Annotated in this window: 19 protein-coding genes and 2 pseudogenes; 9 read left to right on the forward strand and 12 right to left on the reverse strand. The window is 61.8% G+C overall.

Translation table 11 applies throughout. The features are described from left to right. Positions 1–172 precede the first annotated feature (172 nt). The 4 genes and pseudogenes from HCF10_RS31550 (at position 173) to yegS (ending at position 2431) form a co-directional block, all read left to right on the forward strand. Positions 173–484, forward strand: a pseudogene (locus HCF10_RS31550) (hypothetical protein). A 24-nt stretch (positions 485–508) separates the two neighbouring features. Beyond that, the gene (locus tag HCF10_RS24800) at positions 509–835 is read left to right on the forward strand and encodes a hypothetical protein (protein WP_065940546.1); all 327 of its coding nucleotides are present in this window, start codon (positions 509–511) and stop codon (positions 833–835) included. A 33-nt stretch (positions 836–868) separates the two neighbouring features. Beyond that, the gene (locus HCF10_RS24805) at positions 869–1414 is read left to right on the forward strand and encodes a hypothetical protein (RefSeq protein WP_131698554.1); all 546 of its coding nucleotides are present in this window, start codon (positions 869–871) and stop codon (positions 1412–1414) included. A 96-nt stretch (positions 1415–1510) separates the two neighbouring features. Continuing rightward, positions 1511–2431, forward strand: coding sequence for a lipid kinase YegS (yegS, locus tag HCF10_RS24810; RefSeq protein ID WP_131698553.1), 921 nt, complete (start codon positions 1511–1513; stop codon positions 2429–2431). Here yegS and HCF10_RS24815 read toward each other — a convergent pair. The 3 genes from HCF10_RS24815 to HCF10_RS24825 all read right to left on the reverse strand — a co-directional run bounded on the left by HCF10_RS24815 (position 2390) and on the right by HCF10_RS24825 (position 4745). Then, a complete protein-coding gene (locus HCF10_RS24815) occupies positions 2390–3049 on the reverse strand; it encodes a response regulator transcription factor (RefSeq protein ID WP_131698552.1) in 660 nt (219 codons plus the stop codon). The genes yegS and HCF10_RS24815 overlap by 42 nt on opposite strands. Continuing rightward, on the reverse strand, positions 3046–3939 hold the full coding sequence (locus HCF10_RS24820) for a sensor histidine kinase (RefSeq protein WP_131698734.1): 894 nt from the start codon (positions 3937–3939) through the stop codon (positions 3046–3048). The genes HCF10_RS24815 and HCF10_RS24820 overlap by 4 nt, the downstream gene beginning before the upstream one ends. Positions 3940–4295: 356 nt before the next feature. Then, positions 4296–4745 (reverse strand): hypothetical protein, encoded by a 450-nt coding sequence (locus HCF10_RS24825; RefSeq protein ID WP_205885872.1) that lies wholly within the window; start codon positions 4743–4745, stop codon positions 4296–4298. A gap of 549 nt (positions 4746–5294) precedes the next feature. Between HCF10_RS24825 and HCF10_RS24830 the strand changes: the two genes are divergently transcribed. Continuing rightward, complete coding sequence (locus HCF10_RS24830) at positions 5295–6230, forward strand: chemotaxis protein CheV (RefSeq protein ID WP_027603884.1); 936 nt, start codon at positions 5295–5297, stop codon at positions 6228–6230. Positions 6231–6269: 39 nt separating this feature from the next. Further along, complete coding sequence (locus HCF10_RS24835; protein WP_167656607.1) at positions 6270–7076, forward strand: MOSC domain-containing protein; 807 nt, start codon at positions 6270–6272, stop codon at positions 7074–7076. A gap of 63 nt (positions 7077–7139) precedes the next feature. On the opposite strand, the gene ppnP is transcribed toward HCF10_RS24835, so the two are convergent. The 8 genes and pseudogenes from ppnP to HCF10_RS24870 form a co-directional block, all read right to left on the reverse strand. Beyond that, positions 7140–7424 carry a pyrimidine/purine nucleoside phosphorylase gene (gene ppnP, locus HCF10_RS24840; protein WP_167656608.1) on the reverse strand — a complete coding sequence of 95 codons (285 nt, stop codon included), beginning with the start codon at positions 7422–7424 and terminating at the stop codon, positions 7140–7142. A 40-nt stretch (positions 7425–7464) separates the two neighbouring features. Beyond that, positions 7465–7551: pseudogene (locus HCF10_RS31800) on the reverse strand (outer membrane lipoprotein carrier protein LolA); the annotation flags it as partial. A 65-nt stretch (positions 7552–7616) separates the two neighbouring features. Further along, complete coding sequence (locus HCF10_RS24845; RefSeq protein ID WP_053133333.1) at positions 7617–8159, reverse strand: exonuclease domain-containing protein; 543 nt, start codon at positions 8157–8159, stop codon at positions 7617–7619. Between the two features lie 74 nt (positions 8160–8233). After that, positions 8234–10117, reverse strand: coding sequence for an acetyl-CoA carboxylase biotin carboxylase subunit (locus HCF10_RS24850; protein WP_167656609.1), 1884 nt, complete (start codon positions 10115–10117; stop codon positions 8234–8236). A gap of 64 nt (positions 10118–10181) precedes the next feature. Then, on the reverse strand, positions 10182–10943 hold the full coding sequence (locus HCF10_RS24855; protein WP_167656610.1) for an enoyl-CoA hydratase/isomerase family protein: 762 nt from the start codon (positions 10941–10943) through the stop codon (positions 10182–10184). Further along, positions 10940–12097 (reverse strand): citronellyl-CoA dehydrogenase, encoded by a 1158-nt coding sequence (atuD, locus tag HCF10_RS24860; RefSeq protein ID WP_167656611.1) that lies wholly within the window; start codon positions 12095–12097, stop codon positions 10940–10942. The genes HCF10_RS24855 and atuD overlap by 4 nt, the downstream gene beginning before the upstream one ends. A gap of 16 nt (positions 12098–12113) precedes the next feature. Next, on the reverse strand, positions 12114–13730 hold the full coding sequence (atuC, locus tag HCF10_RS24865; RefSeq protein WP_167656612.1) for a geranyl-CoA carboxylase subunit beta: 1617 nt from the start codon (positions 13728–13730) through the stop codon (positions 12114–12116). Between the two features lie 97 nt (positions 13731–13827). Beyond that, complete coding sequence (locus HCF10_RS24870; protein ID WP_167656613.1) at positions 13828–15606, reverse strand: acyclic terpene utilization AtuA family protein; 1779 nt, start codon at positions 15604–15606, stop codon at positions 13828–13830. Between the two features lie 153 nt (positions 15607–15759). Between HCF10_RS24870 and HCF10_RS24875 the strand changes: the two genes are divergently transcribed. Both HCF10_RS24875 and HCF10_RS24880 read left to right on the forward strand, forming a co-directional pair. Continuing rightward, positions 15760–16383: a TetR/AcrR family transcriptional regulator gene (locus HCF10_RS24875; RefSeq protein ID WP_145336956.1), complete on the forward strand. Its 624-nt coding sequence runs from the start codon at positions 15760–15762 to the stop codon at positions 16381–16383. Positions 16384–16476: 93 nt separating this feature from the next. After that, complete coding sequence (locus HCF10_RS24880) at positions 16477–17265, forward strand: substrate-binding periplasmic protein (protein WP_131698542.1); 789 nt, start codon at positions 16477–16479, stop codon at positions 17263–17265. A 2-nt stretch (positions 17266–17267) separates the two neighbouring features. Here the strand turns inward: HCF10_RS24880 and HCF10_RS24885 are convergent, their stop codons facing one another. Next, positions 17268–17819 (reverse strand): RNA polymerase factor sigma-70, encoded by a 552-nt coding sequence (locus tag HCF10_RS24885; protein ID WP_027603895.1) that lies wholly within the window; start codon positions 17817–17819, stop codon positions 17268–17270. A gap of 302 nt (positions 17820–18121) precedes the next feature. Between HCF10_RS24885 and HCF10_RS24890 the strand changes: the two genes are divergently transcribed. Further along, positions 18122–18874, forward strand: a complete 753-nt coding sequence (locus HCF10_RS24890) for a thioesterase II family protein (RefSeq protein WP_167656614.1) — start codon at positions 18122–18124, stop codon at positions 18872–18874. Positions 18875–18899 lie beyond the last annotated feature (25 nt).

Raw genomic sequence — 18899 nt, forward strand, 5'->3', positions numbered from 1 at the left:
CCGCGTAGTGCTCAGTGGCAATCAGGCCGAAGATGTCCAATGAATCCTGTCGATGATCCGGTGCAAGGACGTTGCGTCCGTGCCAGCGGCATTAACCTGACGTTGGGCCATGGGCAATGCCAGGGACGTGCTGGCGCGTGAACGATCTACGCAAACCCTGAGGAAGAGCACGATGTTCAGGAAGAGCCTGCTGCTGAGTGTTTACGCGGTGTTATTGATTGGCTGCACGGGCAGGGGCTTTCAGCCTCCGCCAGGGGACTATACCCAATAGAAAAAAAGCGGTGTGTCGCAGCAGGGGGTCGACGATGCCATGCGTGCCTGCGGGTATACCAATCTTGATGGGGCGGGAGACACGTCGCCAATTGATGTGGTCCTGACGCGGTTCTACTGCATGAAAGATGCGGGCTTCACGCGCAGGGATAACCTGGACCTGTGCAAGGAAGGCCGTATCGGCGAATCACCTGTGTGCGAAGGTCGCCGCTGATCCAACACTAAAAGGAAGCAAGGCATGAACGATCTACGCAATGGACTGTACGGCGTCGCGCTGGCATTGGCGGTGGCAGGGCTGGGCGGTTGCGCCTCGTCGATGACGGTCACCGGCGAGCCGGGGGTGAAGATGGGCCAGAGTTACGCCCAGGTGCTCGCGGTGGTCAGCCGCAACAACGCTGTGACCAAGCAGGTCGATGGCCAAGGCTTCCGGGCTGAGGGTTACTCGCCGATGTTCAAGGACTGCCGGATCAAATACTTCATCTTCCAGGGCGCTGATGGCTTGCAGCAGGTGAAGTACGAACCGGCGCCAGAGCTGTCGGTCAACCAGAATTGCCGTCAACCGTAAGCGGCCCTTTATTCCTCTGCGAGTTGACTGCTGATGAGCCTTTTACGTGTGGTTCCCGTGGCGCTGCTGGTGCTGCTGACAGGCTGCGGCCAGGTGGCGAATATCCGTTCCCTGTCCACCGGCTACGTTGCACCGCAGACAGGCGAGACCGCCCGCGTGCGGTTGATCACCGATGGTCTGGTGCGCGCTGTGCCGGGGCGTGATTGCCTGGACTGGAACGTGCCGGGCGCTGGGGTGATGGCCTCGACGAAAGCGGGCTTCCCCGATCACAACGGTGAAAGCCTGGGCATGCCTGGTCCGATTTATTCGTGGGCGGCTGCGGTGTCGTCGGAATTGGTGGTGCCGGCGAACAAGCCGATCGCCTTTCATTACCTGGGGCAATTGCAGTATTCCCGGCAATGCTCCGCCAGCATGGCCTTCGTGCCTCGGCCCGGGGTGGATTACATGGTGCAGGCGTCCATGTATGCCAATTGTTCGATCCAGTTGCATGAACTGCCGGCGGGCGCCAAGCAATGGGTCGCTGTGGAGCCTGCGTCCAAGGGCAAGCTGTCGATGTGCAGCGCGATGGATAACTTCTAATCAGTCGCGGGATTAATTTTCAATATTCATGGCTTTTTTTCGGTCGCCCAAGGTCCACATCCTTCAAGCACCTTTGAATGCAGGAGTAAGCCATCCATGACCACACCCAAGGCACTGTTGATCCTCCACGGCAAGCAAGCCCTCAACGAGGACGTGCGCAGCGCCGTGCTGGCCCGGCGCGAGCAGGGTTGGGAGCTGGCGGTGCGGGTGACCTGGGAGGGCGGTGATGCCCAGCGCCTGGTCAAGGAGGCCCTGGAGGGTGGTTACACCCACATCATTGCCGGTGGCGGTGACGGTACCTTGCGCGATGTGGCCGAGGCCATGGCCCAGGCCAAGGGCGACGCCAGCCTGGTGCTGATGCCCCTGGGGACCGCCAATGATTTCGCCAAGGCTGCCGGCGTGTCGTTGGAGCCCGCCCAGGCGCTGGCGTTGCTGGATGTGCCGCCCCGTGCGATCGACCTCGGCCAGGTCGGCGGGCAGATCTTCCTCAATATGGCCACCGGCGGCTTCGGCAGCCAGGTCACCGCCAATACCTCCGAAGACCTGAAGAAAGTCCTCGGTGGTGCCGCCTACCTGTTCACCGGCCTGACGCGCTTCAGCGAGTTGAAGGCCGCCTATGCCGAACTTGACGGGCCGGATTTCCACTGGAAAGGCGAGCTGCTAGCGCTGGGCATCGGTAACGGTCGCCAGGCGGGCGGTGGGCATGTGCTGTGCCCTGGCGCATTGGCCGACGATGGCTTGCTCGATGTCAGCATCCTGCCGGCGCCCCAGGAAGTGGTCGGCACCTTGCGCGAGCTGATGGGCAACGGTTGGGAGCTGGACGCGATGTTCGTGCGGGCACGCCTGCCGTGGGTGAACATCAAGGTCGCACAGGGTTTGTACATCAACCTTGATGGCGAGCCGCTGGAAGGTGACGACCTGCACTTCGAGGCCTTGCCCAAGGCCCTGCGCGTGCATCTGCCGGTGGGTTCGCCCCTAGTCGTCCAGGCTGATGATCTGCTCGCGCACGGCAAATAACACCAGGCCCGCCACGTCGAATATCTGCAGGCGCTTCATGATTTGCGAGCGGTGGGCTTCTACGGTCTTGATGCTCAGGCCCAGGCCGTGGGCGATCTCGCGGGTGGATTTGCCGCGCACGATCAGGCGCAGGATTTCCAATTGGCGGGCCGTGAGGTTATGGCTGTGGCCGGCGGGCGTGGCGGGCCCCTGGCTGCGCACCAGGGCCTGGTTGATCACGGTATGGGCGATCGCGGGGCTCAGGTAGCGCTCGTTATTGCGCAAGGCCAGCAGCGCGTGCTCCAACTCGTTGGCGGTGGTGTCCTTGAGCAGGTAGCCGTGGGCGCCCGCCTCCAGCGCGCACATGATCAGCTCCGGGTCGGTGTGCATCGACAGGATCAGCACCTTGCTCTTGGGGTGCACGCGCTTGAGTTGCTGCAGAGCGTCCAGGCCACTGGTGTGCTTCATCGACAGGTCCAACAGCACGATATCCGGCAGCAAGGCGTTGAACTGCTCCAACAACTGCGCGCCATCGCTGGCTTCGCCGATCACCGTGTAGCCGGGAATATCCTGGACCAGCGCACGTACGCCGGCCCTGATCAGTGCATGGTCATCCACCAGGAGTAATGTACAGCTCACTCGATAACCTTAGGGGCGCTGGCCCGTTCGAGGACGCGGGGCGCCCAGGGGAAAAGCGCTTCGATCCGTGTCCCGTTGCCTGGTTGGCTGCTGACGGATAATGAACCGCCAAGCTGATCAATGCGCTCGGACATGCCGGCCATGCCCCGTTGACCTTCCAGGCCGGGGTTGATGGCGGGCGAAAAGCCTTGGCCGTCATCGCAGATGGTCAGCGACAGGCCCTCGGGCAGGCGTTGCAGGCGCACCAGCAGATTGTGCGCCTGGGCGTGGCGCAGCATATTGGTCACGGCTTCCTGGGTAATACGAAAGGCCGCCACGGCCATTTCTTCAGGAATGCCGGTCAGCCGTTGCTGGCATTCAAGGCTCCAGTGCACGGGGGTGTTTTCCAGGGTCTTGAGCAGGTGCGCGCGCAGGCTGGCTTCCAGGCCCAGGCTGGCGAGCTGCCGGGGATTGAGGATGGCGGACACGTCGCGCACCTTGGCCAGGGTCTCATTCAAGGTGTTGCACAGGACAGTGCACTGGCTTTGCAGCTCATCCGGCAGGCGGCGCTTGAGCCATTCGCTTTGCAGCTTGGCGGCGGTCAGCAGTTGGCCGATATCGTCATGCAGTTCGCGGCTGAGGCGATGACGTTCGTTTTCCTGCACCTGCAACAGGCGATCGGCCAGCTCCTGGGGCTGGAACTTGATGGATTTACGCGAGCGCCACTGTTGCAGGCCAACCACCACCAACGTGGCCAGGTTGAGCAGCAGCACCATCAGTGGCAGCGGCGCAGAGCGGCTGTAGGCCCACAGACTCAGCAGTAGCGAGCCAAGGCACAGGGCGAGGATCAAACGGCGTGCGTGACTGCGGGACGCGGACCTTGCGATGAATGTCTTGAGGCTGGCATGCATAGCGGATGGAGCCAATAAGGTTCGCTGCGAAAAGACCGGTCGCGACTGACCGGGCTCTGTTTGGAATACGTTCTTGAATCGTTTTCAAGCAGGTTGAAGTTGAGTCACTTCAAGCGGGGGCATAGTACCACCACTCTTACCGTTGGTCGCCAGGTGCCTTGCCTGGCGGGCCTATTTAAACGCGCAAAAACTCGGGGAATGATAATCCCAGAGTTGATGAAGTGAGGTTGTATTATTTTAAAGGGTTTGTATCGTTAATGGCTCATTGATATTAGTGTGCGCCATTCTGTTTCAGCGGGTTAGTTGGAACCGTCGTTTTTAGATAACCCTGTGCTTGAATGCGACCTGATAACGCCTCAAGACAAATGATGCATACGTTGTTGCGGCTTGTAACTGAAAACCTTTTGCGGAATTTGTAAGGTGACCGTGTCAATCAACTTGGTCTGTTCTTCTTTATCCATGGTCAGTTGGCCAGTTTTTGCATCGATCAGTTCCAGCTGCCAGGCCAGCAACGTCAAGCAGTCATGCAGGGCCTCCAGGGCTTGATCATGTAACTGCAAAGGGTTTTCGGCGTTGGCTATCACGTCCTGGATATGCCGCGAGAACTCGCTGATCGCTTGCAGGGCCAGGCAATCGGCTTTTTCGGCAAGCTTGATCAGGCTGATTTTCATGCAGTCGATGGCGTCACTGTCGTTGCGGATCAAATGCAGGTGGCTCAGGCATTCTTCCGACTTGGTCAGCAGTTTTTCAGCCTCGCTCAGGAACTCAGGAAGTGCAATCTGCCACTCGTTACCGTCGTTCATCATGCAAGTCTCCACAACATAAGGTCGGGTGATGAGAAGTCGCACCGGGTGAATGGCGTAAAACTACCGCTGAAAGGTAACGGGGATATGTAGGTTGCTTCTGAGTTTTCAGTAGGACGTTTATTTGAATGGCGGCGACGGCTGTGCGTAGCCCCCATGAGTGGGCTCGATTGCACACCTTCAGTTGCCGCGACGTGAACGTCTGGAAGACCCATGGGGCGAGGGCTTGGGATGGCAAACAAAAGCCTGACTCCATTCATGCAATGAGAATGGCGTCACATTAATGGCTATTAGATATTGCGAATATCAGGTTGGGCCTGATTGTGCATAGGGGAATCCCTTACATGGCGGAACCTTGCGTCGATTTGAGTGTCGCGCAACGTTGCTGTACCGCCTATGAACAGGCCTCGGCAGTAAAGCATGATGTCAGTGTGACATCAATGAATTTACGTGGCATTTTACCGGGGTCAAGGTCCGACGCTTGCGGCCGATAACAGGCTAACTGCACAAACACTTCGCGCATTACTTTCCAGCGCACACCAGGAGCTCTTAATGGCCGGCATTCTCGACACGGTAGACCAACGCACGCAACTGGTGGGTGAGAATCGCCTGGAGATCCTCATGTTTCGCCTGGCCGGGCGGCAACTGTTCGCCATCAACGTGTTCAAGGTGCAGGAAGTCTTGCAGTTGCCCAAGCTGACCCTGATGCCCCAGCGTCACCCCTTCGTGTGCGGCGTGGTCAACCTGCGGGGCCAGACCCTGCCGGTGATCGACTTGTCCCAGGCCATTGGCATGCGCCCGCTGGTACCCGGGCCGAACAGCACCATCATCGTCACCGAATACAATCGCTCGGTGCAGGCGTTCCTGGTAGGCGGCGTGGACCGCATCGTCAACATGAACTGGGAAGCCATCCTGCCGCCGCCGACCAGCGCCGGGCGCCAGCATTACCTCACCGCCATCAGCAAGGTTGATGACCAGTTGGTGGAAATCATCGATGTGGAAAAAGTCCTCGCCGAGATCGTGCCATACAACGCCAAGGTCTCCCGCGAAAAACTCGACGACCCGGTGCTGGAACGCGCCCGTGGCCGCGAAGTGCTGCTGGTGGACGACTCCAACGTGGCCCTGTCGCAATTGCGCGACACCCTCGGCCAACTGGGCGTGAAGATGCACATCGCCAGCGACGGCCTCAAGGCGCTGAACATGCTCAAGGCCTGGGCTGACGCCGGCCATGTCATGACCGACAAGCTGCTGATGATCTTCACCGACGCCGAAATGCCCGAAATGGACGGCTACCGCCTCACCACCGAAATCCGCAATGACCCGCGCCTGCGCAAGCTCTACGTGGTGCTGCATACCTCGCTGTCGGGCAGCTTCAACGACTCAATGGTGAAGAAGGTCGGGTGCGACAACTTCCTGTCCAAGTTCCAGCCGGACAAGCTGGTGGATGTGGTACGCCAGCGCCTGATGCTGGACGAAGCGTCCGCTTGACCTTAGGGTGACGGCTTTGCCCCTCAGGAATGCAGGCCCATGCTCCGTCTCAGCGCGTTGTACCGTTATCCCTTGAAGTCCGGCAGGGGAGAAATCCTGCAACAGATCGGCCTGGATAAACTCGGGTTGGACGGGGATCGACGCTGGATGCTGGTGGACGAGGCCAGTGGGCGTTTTCTCACCCAGCGCGCGGTGGCGAAGATGAGCCAACTGTCGGCGCTGTGGAACAGCAGCGGTGGCCTGACCCTCAGTTCGCCTGGCTACGCGCCGCTGGACGTGGCGCTGCCCGGCAACGAGGCCGAGTTGCGCGGCGTGACCATCTGGCGTGACACCTTGCGTGTGCCGGACGCCGGCGACGAAGCTGCCGCCTGGGTCAGCGACTTTATCGGCAAGCCCACGCGGCTGGTGCAGATCCCCCTGGAACGTGCCCGCACCACCCAAGCGGGTTACGGCCGCGATGATGACCAGGTAGCGTTTGCCGACGGTTATCCGTTGCTGGTGATCGGGCAAGCGTCCCTCGACGACCTCTCGCAGAAAGTCGGCCGTCCCATGGACATGCTGCGCTTTCGCCCCAATCTTGTGATCGAGGGCAGCGAAGCCTTCGCCGAAGACGGCTGGAAACGCTTGCGCATCGGTGATGTGGAGTTTCGCGCAGTCAAACCCTGCTCACGCTGCATTCTCACCACCATCGATCCGCACACCGGCGAGCGCAGCGCCGACCGTGAGCCTTTTGTGACGCTGGAGGCCTACCGCAAGACGGAGGACGGCGCGATTTTTGGCCAGAACCTGGTCAACGATGGCGTGGGCCGCCTGGAAGTGGGCATGCCGGTGATCATCCTCGAATAAGTCATGCGCCCATAAAAAATGCCCGTCTCGCAGGAGACGGGCATTTTTTTTGCGGCGCAGCGGTCAGCCGCGGTATTCGCACATGTAAGCGGTGTCCACCGCGACCTTCAGCTGGAACTTGCTGTTGGCCGGTACGTTGAACTGGCTGCCGGCGGCGAAGGTTTCCCAGGTGTTGGCGTCGGGCAGCTTGACGGTCAGGGCGCCGGACACCACGTGCATGATTTCACGCTGGGCGGTGCCGAATTCGTATTCACCCGGGGCCATTACGCCGATGGTCGCCGGACCTTCTGCGGTGCCGAAAGCGATCGACTTGACGGTGCCGTCGAAGTACTCGTTGACTTTGAACATGGGCGAATCCTCGGAAAAAGTTGCTGCTTTACGCTCACTCTGTAGGAGCGAGCTTGCTCGCGAAAAACCTGAGAGCGCCGCTGGGTGCCCGGTTTACAGCGTTATCGTCAACGACCTGCGCAAGCAAGCTCGCTTCTACAGTTGAGCAGCAAGGAAAAGGGCAGCCAGTATGCCCAAGGCTTCGGGCGCTGCCTAGACCGGCAAAATCAGCGGCAGCAGGCGCGCGGTGTTGCGGGCATCTTCCAGCGCTCGATGTTGCTGGCCCTGGAACTGCATCCCCGCCAACTGCAGGGCGCCATTGAGCCCCAGGGGCTTGTCCAGGCGCCGTGCCTTGGCGAAGCGTTGCTTGAGGTTGACATGGGGCGTGGGGGCCATGGCGCTGGTCAGGCCATGGCGTTGCCATTCGAGCTCCAACTGCACGCGGTCGTAGTCACCCCAACTGGCCCAGCCTTCCAGGCGCGCCTGATGCTGGCCCAGCCAGCGCTCAAACAGCGGCCACACCTCGGTGAAGGGCGCGGCGGTGTCGATATTTGCCTGGGTGATATGGGTCAGTTTGCGACAAAAGGGCGTCAGCAATGGACGGCGCAGCGGCCGCACAAAGCGCTGGAAGTGATCCAGTTCGCGGCCCTGGCGGTTCACCAGGCTCGCGCCGATCTCGATGACTTCCATCTCCGTCACGGGCCAGCCGCCTTCATCCGTTGTGGCTTCAAGGTCAATAATCAGCCAATGAGGCATCGCGCAGGTTCCCGTACTCGTCCTTTCCTGTTGGGGATAGAGCGTAGCCCGGCCTTGTAGTTCCGACTAGGTGGTTATTCGATCTCCAGCAGAACCTGGCGATTGCGTACCTGATCGCCTGCTGTGACCTGTACGGCCTTGACCACACCGTCCATATCGGCCTTGAGTGGATGCTCCATTTTCATGGCTTCGAGCACCAACAACAGTTGGCCTTTGCTCACGTGTTCACCGGCGCTGACGCGTACGTCGACGATGGCGCCGTCCATCGGTGCCTTGACCGTGCCGCTGCCGGCGTCGGCCGGGGGGGCGACAACTTGCTGAGTGCGGTTGGTCACGGTCAGGCCGGGTAGCCACAACCGGGTGCCCTCAAGGTGATAGGCGATGCGGCGGCGAATGCCGTTGAGCACCAGAGTGGCATGACGCCCATCGGCACTGAGTGGCAGAGGGGGAGCGGTGAGGGTGTGGATTTCGCCGTCGACCTCCAGGCGAAAGGTACAGGGCACACTGGCGTTGTTGCGCCATCCCGCCAGGCCGTGGGGATGCTGGTCAGCGCTGTGTTGGTAAAACAGCGCGGCGGCCAGGGCGAGTTGATCGCTCGTCGCGGGCTGGCGCGGTATTTCGCTGAAGTGTTCGGCGATAAACCCGGTACTGAAATCGCCGCCGATAAAGTCTGGATGCTTGAGCAAATCAGCCAGCAACCGTTGATTGGTCGCCACCCCCAGCAGCAAGGTGTCTTCCACCGCCCGCAGTAGTTTGCGCCGGGCCTCTTCGCGGGTGGCGCCATGGGCGATGAGCTTGCCGAGCATCGGGTCATAGAACGGGCCGATTTTTTCACCTTCGCACAGCCCATGGTCAACCCGTATGCCCACGGCCGGCTCCCAGCGCAGCACCTCACCGGTTTGCGGCAGAAAGCCCAGGGCCGGGTCTTCGGCGTAGAGGCGCACTTCCATGGCGTGGCCGTTCAGGCTCACCTGCGCTTGCGTGAGCGGCAGCGGCTGGCCGGCGGCGATCTGCAGTTGCCAGGCCACCAGGTCGAGGCCGGTGATCAGCTCGGTCACCGGGTGCTCCACCTGCAGGCGGGTGTTCATTTCCAGGAAGTAGAACCGGCCGTTGCGGTCGAGCAGGAACTCCACGGTGCCCGCGCCGACGTAATTCACCGCGCGTGCGGCCTTGAGCGCGGCTTCGCCCATGGCCTGACGCAGTTCGGGCGTCATCACCGGGCAGGGTGCTTCCTCGATGACCTTTTGATGGCGGCGCTGGATCGAGCAGTCGCGTTCGCCGAGGTAAATCAGGTTGCCGTGGCGGTCGCCGAACAGCTGAATCTCGACGTGGCGCGGCTCGATCAGTGCCTGTTCGAGGATCAGTTCGTCGCTGCCAAATGCGTTCTTCGCTTCCGAGCGCGCGGTGTGCAGGTTGTCCAGCAGCGCCTCTGGCCGGTGGACCAGGCGCATGCCACGACCACCGCCGCCGGCGCTGGCCTTGATCATCAACGGGTAGCCGATGCGCTCGGCTTCGCGCTGCAGGCAGGTGTCGTCCTGGGCGCTGCCCTGGTAGCCGGTGATGCAAGGCACGCCGGCCTCCAGCATGGCGAGTTTGGACAGGCGCTTGCTGCCCATCAACTCGATGGCCTCGGCGCTGGGACCGATGAACGTCAGGCCGGCGTCTTGGCAGGCGCGGGCGAAATCGGGGTTTTCCGAGAGGAAGCCGTAGCCGGGGTGGATGGCGTCGGCGCCGGTCAGTTTGGCTGCATTGAGGATGGCTTCTATGTTCAGGTACGACTGCTGTACCGGGGCGGGGCCGATGTGGACGGCTTCGTCGGCCATTTGTATGTGCCGGGCTTGGGCGTCGGCGTCGCTGTAGACGGCGACGGTGCGGTAGCCCAATGCCTGGGCCGTGCGCTGGATGCGGCAGGCGATTTCGCCGCGGTTGGCGATCAGGATCTTGGTGAGCTGGGGCATTGGATTATCCCTTGGGTTATGCGGTGTCTGTTCCGGCCTCATCGGGGGAAAGCCCCCGATGACGTCACTTGCACCACCCAGGCTTTCTCTTCTGCACAAACGCCTGCGTCCCCTCAATTCCTTCTGCACTGGTCACCGCCTCGGCAAACCACTGCGCCGCTTGATCCAGCAGTGGCCCTAACGGTTGCTCCACACTCGCCAGCAGCAGCGCCTTGGTACGCGCGTTGGCACCTGGCGCGCAGCGCAGCACCTGCCCCAGCACCTCATCCAGACGCTCCGCCAACGCCTGCGGGTCGGTCTCGGTAAAGTGCACCAGCCCCAGCCGTTCAGCTTCCCGTCCATCGAACCGCGCCGCCGTCAGTGCCAGCCGCCGTGCCTGGGCCAGGCCGATACGCTTGACCACAAACGGCGCAATCTGCGCCGGCAGCAACCCCAGGCTGGTCTCCGGTAAACCGAACTGCGCCTGGTGGTCGGCAATCGCGATGTCGCTCACGCAGGCCAGGCCAAACCCACCGCCCAGCACCGCGCCTTGCAGCACCACGATGACCACTTGCGACACGGCTTCCACCTCTTGCAGCAACGTGCCGAAGGCCCGGTTCAACGCCTGCAATTGTTCGCCTGCGCTGACCAGATCCCTCACATCGGCACCGGCGCAAAAGTGTCCGCCTGCGCCGCTGATCACCACCGCGCGCACCTGGCTGTCCAATCCCGCCAGCACCGCGCGCAGTTCGTTGACCATCTCCAGGCTCATGGCATTGCGGCATTCGGGGCGGTTGAGGGTGATGTGCAACACGCCGTTATGGGGTTCGAGCAGCAGGGTATTCATGGTTTTTTCCCAGGCAAAGTGCCCATCAGTTTGCAGATGATGCCCAGCATGATTTCGTCGGCGCCGCCGCCAATCGACACCAGGCGCACGTCGCGATAAGCGCGGGCCACCGGGTTGTCCCACATGAAGCCCATGCCGCCCCAGTATTGCAGGCAACTGTCGCTGACTTCGCGGCCCAGGCGCCCGGCCTTGAGCTTGGCCATGGAGGCCAGGCGGGTTACGTCCTGGCCCTTGATGTACTGCTCGGTGGCCTGGTAGACCAGCGCCCGCAGGCATTCGATTTCGGTGGCCAGTTCGGCCAGGCGAAAGTGAATCACCTGGTTGTCGATCAGCGCCTTGCCGAAGGTCTGGCGCTCCTTGCAGTAATCAATAGTGCTGTCGATGCAGTATTCCAGGCCCTTGATCATATTGGCCGCGCCAAACAGGCGTTCTTCCTGGAACTGCAGCATCTGCATCATGAAGCCCGCGCCTTCGTGGCCGACGCGATTGCGCTGCGGCACGCGCACGTCGTCGAAGAACACCTGGGCGGTCTCGGAGCTGTGCATGCCGAGCTTTTCCAGGGGCGGGCTGACGCTGATACCGGGGGTGTTCATCGGCACCATGATTAGCGACTTGTTGATATGCGGCTTATCGTCGGAGGTGTTGGCCAACAGGCAGATAAAGTCAGCGCTGGGCGAGTTGGTGATCCACATTTTGCTGCCGTTGATGACGTAGTCGCCGCCGTCCTTGCGCGCATGGGTCTTGAGCCCGGCCACGTCGGAACCGGCGCCGGTTTCCGATACGCCGATGCAACCGACCTGCTCACCGCTGATGGCCGGGCGCAGGAATTCCTCGCGCAATTCATCGGAACCGAAGCGGGCGAGGGCGGGGGTGCACATGTCGGTCTGCACGCCGATGGACATGGGGATGCCACCGCAGCGGATGGTGCCGAACTCTTCGGCAGCGACGATCGAGTAGCTGTAGTCGAGGCCCATGCCGCCGAATTGTTCCGGTTTGGAAATGCCCAGCAAGCCGAGGTCACCGGCCTTGCGGAAGATTTCGTGGATGGGGAAGCGCCCGGCCTTTTCCCATTCGTCCACATGGGGGTTGATCTCGCGGTCGACGAAGGCGCGGACGGTGCGGCGCAGTTCCTGGTGTTCCTGGGTGAAGATCATTGTTCTTGTTCTCCTGTTAGAAACGCGCGACACCGAAGCTGTTGGACTGCAACTCGCGGACTTCGGCCTCGTGACAGATATCCAGCAGAAAGCCGAGCAAGGTACGGGTATCCCGTGGATCTATCAGCCCGTCATCCCACAGATTCGCGCTGCCATAGAGTGCAGTGGACTGGCTGTCGAGTTTCTGCGCGGTGACCTGCTCAAGCATGTCCAGCACCTTGGGATCGGGCACCAAACCGTCCTTCAGCTGTTTGGCCTCGGTGACGATCCGCAGCACCTTGCCCGCCTGCGCACCGCCCATCACCGCTGTGCGGCTGTTGGGCCAAGCGAAGATAAAGCGCGGGTCCAGGCCGCGACCGCACATCGCATAGTTGCCGGCGCCGTAGGAGCCACCGACCACCACGGTGAGTTTAGGTACCCGTGCGTTGGCCACGGCCTGGATCATCTTCGCGCCGTGCTTGATCACCCCTTGCTGCTCCGCTTCGGTACCCACCATGAAGCCGGTGGTGTTGTGCAGGAACAACAGCGGCGTGCGGCTCTGGTCGCACAGCTGGATAAACTGCGCCGCCTTGCTCGCGCCTTTGGGCGTGATCGGGCCGTTGTTGCCGATCACGCCGACCGCACGGCCTTGAATGTGCAGATGGCCGCAGACGGTATGGGCGTCGAACTCCCCCTTGAACTCGAGGAACTGCGAACCGTCGGCCAGGCGCGCGAGGATCTCGCGCACGTCGTAGGGTTTTTTGGCGTCATCGGGGATCAGCCCCAGCAGGTCGTCGATCGGGTACAGCGGCTCGGCGTAAGTGCGTTTTGGCGCCTGTGGCAGGCGATCGTTCCAGGGCAACAGGCTGACAATCTCGCGCACGATGCGCACGCCATCGGCATCGTTTTCCGCCAGGTATTCAGCGGTGCCGGCGATTTGCGCATGCATCTCGGCGCCGCCCAGTTCCTCATCGGTGGCGACTTCACCGGTCGCCGCCTTGAGCAGCGGCGGGCCGGCGAGGAACAGCTTGGCCTTGCCGCGCACCACCACCACGTAATCCGACAGCCCTGGCTGGTACGCGCCCCCCGCCGTGGCCGAGCCGTGCACCACGGTGATCTGCGGCAAGCCCATGGCCGACATGCGCGCCTGGTTGGCAAAGCTGCGCGCGCCTTCGACGAAAATCTCCGCGGCGTAGTTGAGGTTGGCGCCGCCGCTTTCGGCGAGGGTCACCACCGGCAGTTTGTTTTCCATGGCGATCTGTTGCAGGCGCAGGGATTTTTTCAGGCCGGAGGGCGAAAGGGTGCCGCCTTTGATCGCGCTATTATTGGCCACCACCAGCATGCGCACGCCGCTGACGTAGCCGATGCCGGCGATCAACCCACCACCGGCGGCGCTGCCGTCCTTGTCGTCGTGCAGCTTGTAGCCCGCCAGGCTCGCCAGCTCCAGGAATGGCGCGCCAGGGTCCAGCAGCAGGTTGAGGCGCTCGCGCGGCAGCAGTTGGCCGCGCTTGTCGAACTTGGGCCTGGCTTCCTCGGCCTTGGCGAGCAGGGTGTGTTCCAGTTGGCGCAGGTGCTGGATACCTTCGAGCATGGCCTGGCGGTTCTGCGCGAACTGGGGGCCATGGGCATCGATCAGGCTTTCAATCAGCGGCATGGTTTATTGCTCCGCCTTGTGCAGCGGTGACGATCACGGTGTGGCCCTGGAACAGGCCGGCTTTGAAGATCGAGTCGAAGGCCACGGCAACGCTCCTTTACGTGAGTTGATCGGCGATGTGTTGCGGCACGGCGATGGGGATTTCCAACAGCTGCTGGGCGAAGCCCTTGCCCTGGGGGTCGATGCGCAGGCTGGCGATGCCGCCGCCGCCCAAGGCGTTTTCCAGCAGGAAATTGAGGCTGTGGCTGCCGGGCAAATACCAGCGTTCGACGCGGCCGTGCACGGGGTCGAGCACGTGGCCCATCCAGTCGACGAGCACCTCCGGCGTCAGCGCTTCGGCAATCCACGGCAGGTACTCGGGGGCTCGGGCAATGACCCCGATATTGCTGTGGTTGCCCTTGTCGCCGGAGCGCGCCACGGCGAGTTTCACCAGCGCCACGCTGGCGTCGGCGCGGCCCAGGGGGTTGGGCGGATCCATCGCGGCGGCAGGCATGAGGGGGGCGTCGGCGACGGGCAGCGTGCAGACGTGGCGTTGGCCCTGGAAGTCGATCACCACCTCGCAGGCGGCCTTATCGATCAGGAACGAGAACAAGCGGATCAGCGGGTAGACCGTTGGCCGGCCACCGACAATCCCGGTCAACCCCGGCGCCATTCCGGTGGCGGCCTGGGCGATCTCGCGTGCGAACAGCACCAGCGCTTGCTTGCTCGGGTGTCGCACCGCCAGCTTGACCACCACCTCGCGGCAGTCGTGGCGCTGGGCGTGAGCGCCATACGTTGCTTCGCTGCCGAGCAGTTCGATATTCACTTCGGTGTAGGGTGCCCAGCCGCGCTGGCTGAACAGCTCCGAGGTCTTGTTGATGATCGCCTGGCTGACGCGCTCGGCCTTGGCCACCGCATCGATCCCGGCGATCAGGCAACTGGCGGTGCAGCGAAAGCCCTCCGGGTAGGTGGCGCTGACCTTGTACTGCGCGGTCGGCGGCAGGCCCTTGGCGCCGTGCAGGCGTACGCAATGTTTGCCTTGTTGCTGCAACTTCACCTGGCTGAAATCGCACATCACATCGGGCAGTAAATAAGCGCGTGGGTCGCCGATTTCATACAGCAGCTGTTCGGCCACGCTCAGTTCGCTGATCAGTCCGCCGCTGCCCTCGACCTTGTTGACGGTGAATTGACCGTCGGCGCTGACTTCGACGATGGGAAAGCCGATGTGCTCGTAGTCCGGCACGTCGCGCCAATCGGTGAAGTTGCCACCGGTGCATTGAGCGCCGCATTCGATGATATGCCCGGCCAAGGCGGCTTGGGCCAGGCGGTCGTAGTCCTGCCACGACCAACCGAACTCATGCACCAGTGCCGCGCTGACCACTGCGCTGTCGACCACGCGGCCGGTGATGACGATGTCCGCGCCCAATTGCAGCGCCTGGGCGATGCCCGGTGCACCGAGGTAGGCATTGGCGGAAACGCACAGGGGCGGCAGCGGCGCGCCGTTGAACATGTCGGTGATGCCGTGCAGGTGCTTGAGCTGGGGTTGCAGGTCGTCGCCCAGCAGCACGGCGATTTTCAGCGGGATCTGGGCTTTATCGCAGGCGGCTTGCAGGGCGGCGGCGCAGGCCTGGGGGTGGATGCCGCCGGCATTGCTGATCACGCGGATGCCCTGGTGCTGGATCTCGGCCAGCAGCGGCGTGAGCACCTCGACGAAATCCGTGGCGTAGCCGGCTTGAGGATCTTTCATCCGGGCACCGGCGAGGATCGACATCGTGACTTCCGCCAGGTAGTCGAACACCAAGTAATCCAGCTTGCCGCCGTGCACCAACTGCGCGGCAGCGGTGCAGGTGTCACCCCAGAACGCGCTGGCGCAGCCGATACGAACCGTCTTGCTCATGAGAAATCCTTCCTCGAATGGCTGGCAACGAGACTACCAAGCAAGCGCTTGGTTTGTAAACTCTGGTCACAAGTTTTAGCCAAGCGCTTGCTTGGGTGACTGGCACGGCCTAAATTGCCGGCCAAGACGTCAGTAGAAGTAGAGGAGAGCAGCATGGATGAGCACAAAGCCCTGCGGGTGATGCGCACCATGGTCGACGGCGGCCAATTGACCGACCCCGACAGTGCCCGTGGCAAGTTGCTGCAAACCGCGGCTCACCTGTTTCGCAACAAGGGCTTTGAGCGCACCACCGTGCGCGACCTGGCCAGCGCCGTGGGCATCCAGTCCGGCAGCATCTTTCATCACTTCAAGAGCAAGGACGAGATCCTGCGTGCGGTGATGGAGGAAACCATCCACTACAACACGGCCTTGATGCGCGCCTCGCTCGAGGAGGCGACCAACGTGCGCGAACGCGTGCGGGCGCTGATTCGCTGCGAGTTGCAATCGATCATGGGCGGCAGCGGCGAGGCCATGGCGGTGCTGGTGTATGAGTGGCGCTCGTTGTCGGCCGACGCCCAGGCCCAGGTACTGGCGCTGCGCGATGTGTACGAAGACATTTGGCTGCAGGTGTTGGGCGAAGCCAAGGCGGCGGGCTACATCAAGGGTGATGTGTTTATTGCGCGACGCTTCCTCACCGGGGCCTTGTCCTGGACCACCACCTGGTTTCGTGCCGAGGGCAACCTGACCCTGGAGCAATTGGCCGAAGAAGCCTTGTTGATGGTTTTGAAGGCCGATTGAGGCGCAAGCTCTTAATTTGTCGATGGAAAGTTGTCTAGCCGAACAAAAACGCCTAGCTTATCGACATCGATGTATTGAACGGTGTGTGCCTTGATGTTTTCGCCATGGCGGTTGGCTGCAGGACTTACTTTATGGGCTCTCGGCACCGCAGCGTGGTTGCCGGCTTCGGCTGCGCAACTGGTGCGCATCGGCGCGGCGCATTTTCCACCCTACACCGTGCGTCCGGAGCAGGGCGCCGATACCGGTTTGTTGCCGCAACTGGTGGAGGTCCTGAACGCCTCGCAGACCGACTACCAGTTTGTGCTGGTGCCCACCTCCATCCCCAGGCGCTTCCGCGATTTCGAGCAGGGCCGGATTGACATGGCTATTTTCGAAAATCCCGACTGGGGCTGGCAGAAGATTCCCCACACCAGCGTCGATATGGGCCTTGAAGATGCGGAAATCTTCGTTGCCCAGCATGATCCAGGCCGTGACCAAAGCTATTTCGCCGACCTGACCGGCAAGCGCCTGGCGGTATTCAGCGGTTATCACTACGCCTTTGCCAACTTTAACCCCGACCCCAAGTACTTGGCTGAGCACTTCAACGCCACGTTGACCTACTCCCATGACAGCAACCTGCTGATGGTTGCGCGCGGGCGGGCGGACATCGCCTTGGTAACCCGTTCGTACTTGAGTGACTTCATGGTGCGCAATGCGGATATGGCCGGGCAGTTCCTGGTCTCGGAGCGCATCGACCAGGTCTATCACCACTACGCGTTGCTGCGGCCCAAGGCGCCGATCACGGGCGAGGCGTTTTCGGCGTTGCTCAAGCGACTGCGCGACAAGGGCGAGATGCTGAAGATTTTCGAGCCGTATCGCATCGATGTGATGGCGGTGCCCTGAGGTCAAACCCGCCGCGCAAATGTATCGCTGTGGTTGCCCGACACCTTGCGGCAGTGCACCAGCGCATCGCGAATCATGAAGTTCACCAACGTCGGTGAAACCCCCAGTTCTTTGGCAATGTCCTTTTGCGGCACACCGTGCAGGCGGTACATCTCGAACGCGTAGCGGGTGCGCTGGGGCAACTCCGTCAGGGCGTCTGCGATGTTTTCCAGGGTGTTGAAATTGATGTGGGAGGTTTCCGGTGAAGCGCCGTGAATGACCACATTCAAGCCTTCCTCTTCCGTCCCGGAATATTTGAGTTCCAGGGCCTGCTTGCGATAGTGATCGATCGCCAGGTTGCGCACGATCTGGAACAGATAACTCAGTTGGGCCTTGAACGATGACGTGATCGTCGGCGCCGATTGCAGGCGGAAGTAGGCGTCCTGCACTACATCTTCAGCACGGGAGCGGCACCCGGTAATACGTGCCGCAATCTTCACCAGAATCAGTCGATTGTCGACAAATGCCTGGAGAAGCGGTGAGTCGCACCTGCCTGTGGATACTTGTTCCGTCATGGAAGTCACCTTGTCGCAAAAGAGGTTAGGGGAGGGCGTCCTTGCTGAGGCCTCCTACACATCGGGCAACAAATTATTCTTAATGATAATGATTGTCAAATGAGAAGGCGAACTAATCTTATGCTTTCTTGTTTGGTGTGAACCACGTCTCGCACGTACCCGGCGACTAATTATTTGCCGGTGCCGTCCGTTCTTCTGGGTGACAGGTCCGTTAGCCAAGCGGCCAGGGATCAGCACCCGCAGGAGGACGAAATGGGTTTTTATCGTGCACACAGCGTGTTTCAGTTTGGAGTCGTCGCGGGATGACTACACCGACTCGACTGCGCCTGTTCTGTCTGCCCTATTCGGGCGCCAGTGCCATGGTTTACGCACGTTGGCGCCGCACCCTGCCGGAGTGGTTGCAGGTGTGCCCGCTGGAATTGCCCGGCCGTGGCATGCGCATGGACGAGCCCCTGCAGCGCGATATCAAGGCCTTGGCGGCGCAGCTCGCGGAGGAAATCAGCGGCGACTTGAGCGGCCCTTATGCGTTGTTCGGCCATAGTCTCGGCGGCCTGCTGGCCTTTGAATTGGCCCACGCGTTAAACGCACGAAATGTCCCTGCGCCGCTGGCGCTGTTCGCCTCCGGCACGGCCGGTCCGGCTCGGCGTGATGTCAGCGAATACGCCATCGAGAAGACCGACGCGCAACTGATCGTCCGCCTGCGCGAACTGCAAGGCACCGCTGAAGAAGCCCTGGCCAACCCCGAGTTGATGCAGTTGATGCTGCCGATCCTGCGCGCCGACTTCCTGCTGTGCGGCAGCTTCACCTACGGCGATCGCGAGCCGCTGGGCATGCCGATCCATGTGTTTGGCGGCACGCAGGACAGCGTGCGCGCCGACCAGTTGCTCGACTGGCAACTCGATGCCGCCAGTGGCTTTTCCCTGGACATGTTCGACGGCCACCACTTCTTCCTTATCCAACACGAAAGCGCCGTACTGCGCTGCGTGCGGCGCTACGCCGACGAACACCTGGCTCGCTGGCGCAACGGCGCGGCGCGGCAACTGGCCGCCGGCTGATCGCTCTCCCATTCCCGAATTTCCC

This window comes from Pseudomonas sp. B14(2022), from assembly GCF_012030485.1.
Classification (GTDB): domain Bacteria; phylum Pseudomonadota; class Gammaproteobacteria; order Pseudomonadales; family Pseudomonadaceae; genus Aquipseudomonas.

Coding starts and splice junctions, on each gene's coding strand:
- HCF10_RS24800 (WP_065940546.1), top strand. CDS start 509: ATGAACGATCTACGCAATGGACTGTACGGCGTCGCGCTGGCATTGGCG.
- HCF10_RS24805 (WP_131698554.1), top strand. CDS start 869: ATGAGCCTTTTACGTGTGGTTCCCGTGGCGCTGCTGGTGCTGCTGACA.
- yegS (WP_131698553.1), top strand. CDS start 1,511: ATGACCACACCCAAGGCACTGTTGATCCTCCACGGCAAGCAAGCCCTC.
- HCF10_RS24820 (WP_131698734.1), bottom strand. CDS start 3,939: ATGCATGCCAGCCTCAAGACATTCATCGCAAGGTCCGCGTCCCGCAGT.
- HCF10_RS24825 (WP_205885872.1), bottom strand. CDS start 4,745: ATGATGAACGACGGTAACGAGTGGCAGATTGCACTTCCTGAGTTCCTG.
- HCF10_RS24830 (WP_027603884.1), top strand. CDS start 5,295: ATGGCCGGCATTCTCGACACGGTAGACCAACGCACGCAACTGGTGGGT.
- HCF10_RS24835 (WP_167656607.1), top strand. CDS start 6,270: ATGCTCCGTCTCAGCGCGTTGTACCGTTATCCCTTGAAGTCCGGCAGG.
- ppnP (WP_167656608.1), bottom strand. CDS start 7,424: ATGTTCAAAGTCAACGAGTACTTCGACGGCACCGTCAAGTCGATCGCT.
- HCF10_RS24845 (WP_053133333.1), bottom strand. CDS start 8,159: ATGCCTCATTGGCTGATTATTGACCTTGAAGCCACAACGGATGAAGGC.
- HCF10_RS24850 (WP_167656609.1), bottom strand. CDS start 10,117: ATGCCCCAGCTCACCAAGATCCTGATCGCCAACCGCGGCGAAATCGCC.
- HCF10_RS24855 (WP_167656610.1), bottom strand. CDS start 10,943: ATGAATACCCTGCTGCTCGAACCCCATAACGGCGTGTTGCACATCACC.
- atuD (WP_167656611.1), bottom strand. CDS start 12,097: ATGATCTTCACCCAGGAACACCAGGAACTGCGCCGCACCGTCCGCGCC.
- atuC (WP_167656612.1), bottom strand. CDS start 13,730: ATGCCGCTGATTGAAAGCCTGATCGATGCCCATGGCCCCCAGTTCGCG.
- HCF10_RS24870 (WP_167656613.1), bottom strand. CDS start 15,606: ATGAGCAAGACGGTTCGTATCGGCTGCGCCAGCGCGTTCTGGGGTGAC.
- HCF10_RS24875 (WP_145336956.1), top strand. CDS start 15,760: ATGGATGAGCACAAAGCCCTGCGGGTGATGCGCACCATGGTCGACGGC.
- HCF10_RS24880 (WP_131698542.1), top strand. CDS start 16,477: ATGTTTTCGCCATGGCGGTTGGCTGCAGGACTTACTTTATGGGCTCTC.
- HCF10_RS24885 (WP_027603895.1), bottom strand. CDS start 17,819: ATGACGGAACAAGTATCCACAGGCAGGTGCGACTCACCGCTTCTCCAG.
- HCF10_RS24890 (WP_167656614.1), top strand. CDS start 18,122: ATGACTACACCGACTCGACTGCGCCTGTTCTGTCTGCCCTATTCGGGC.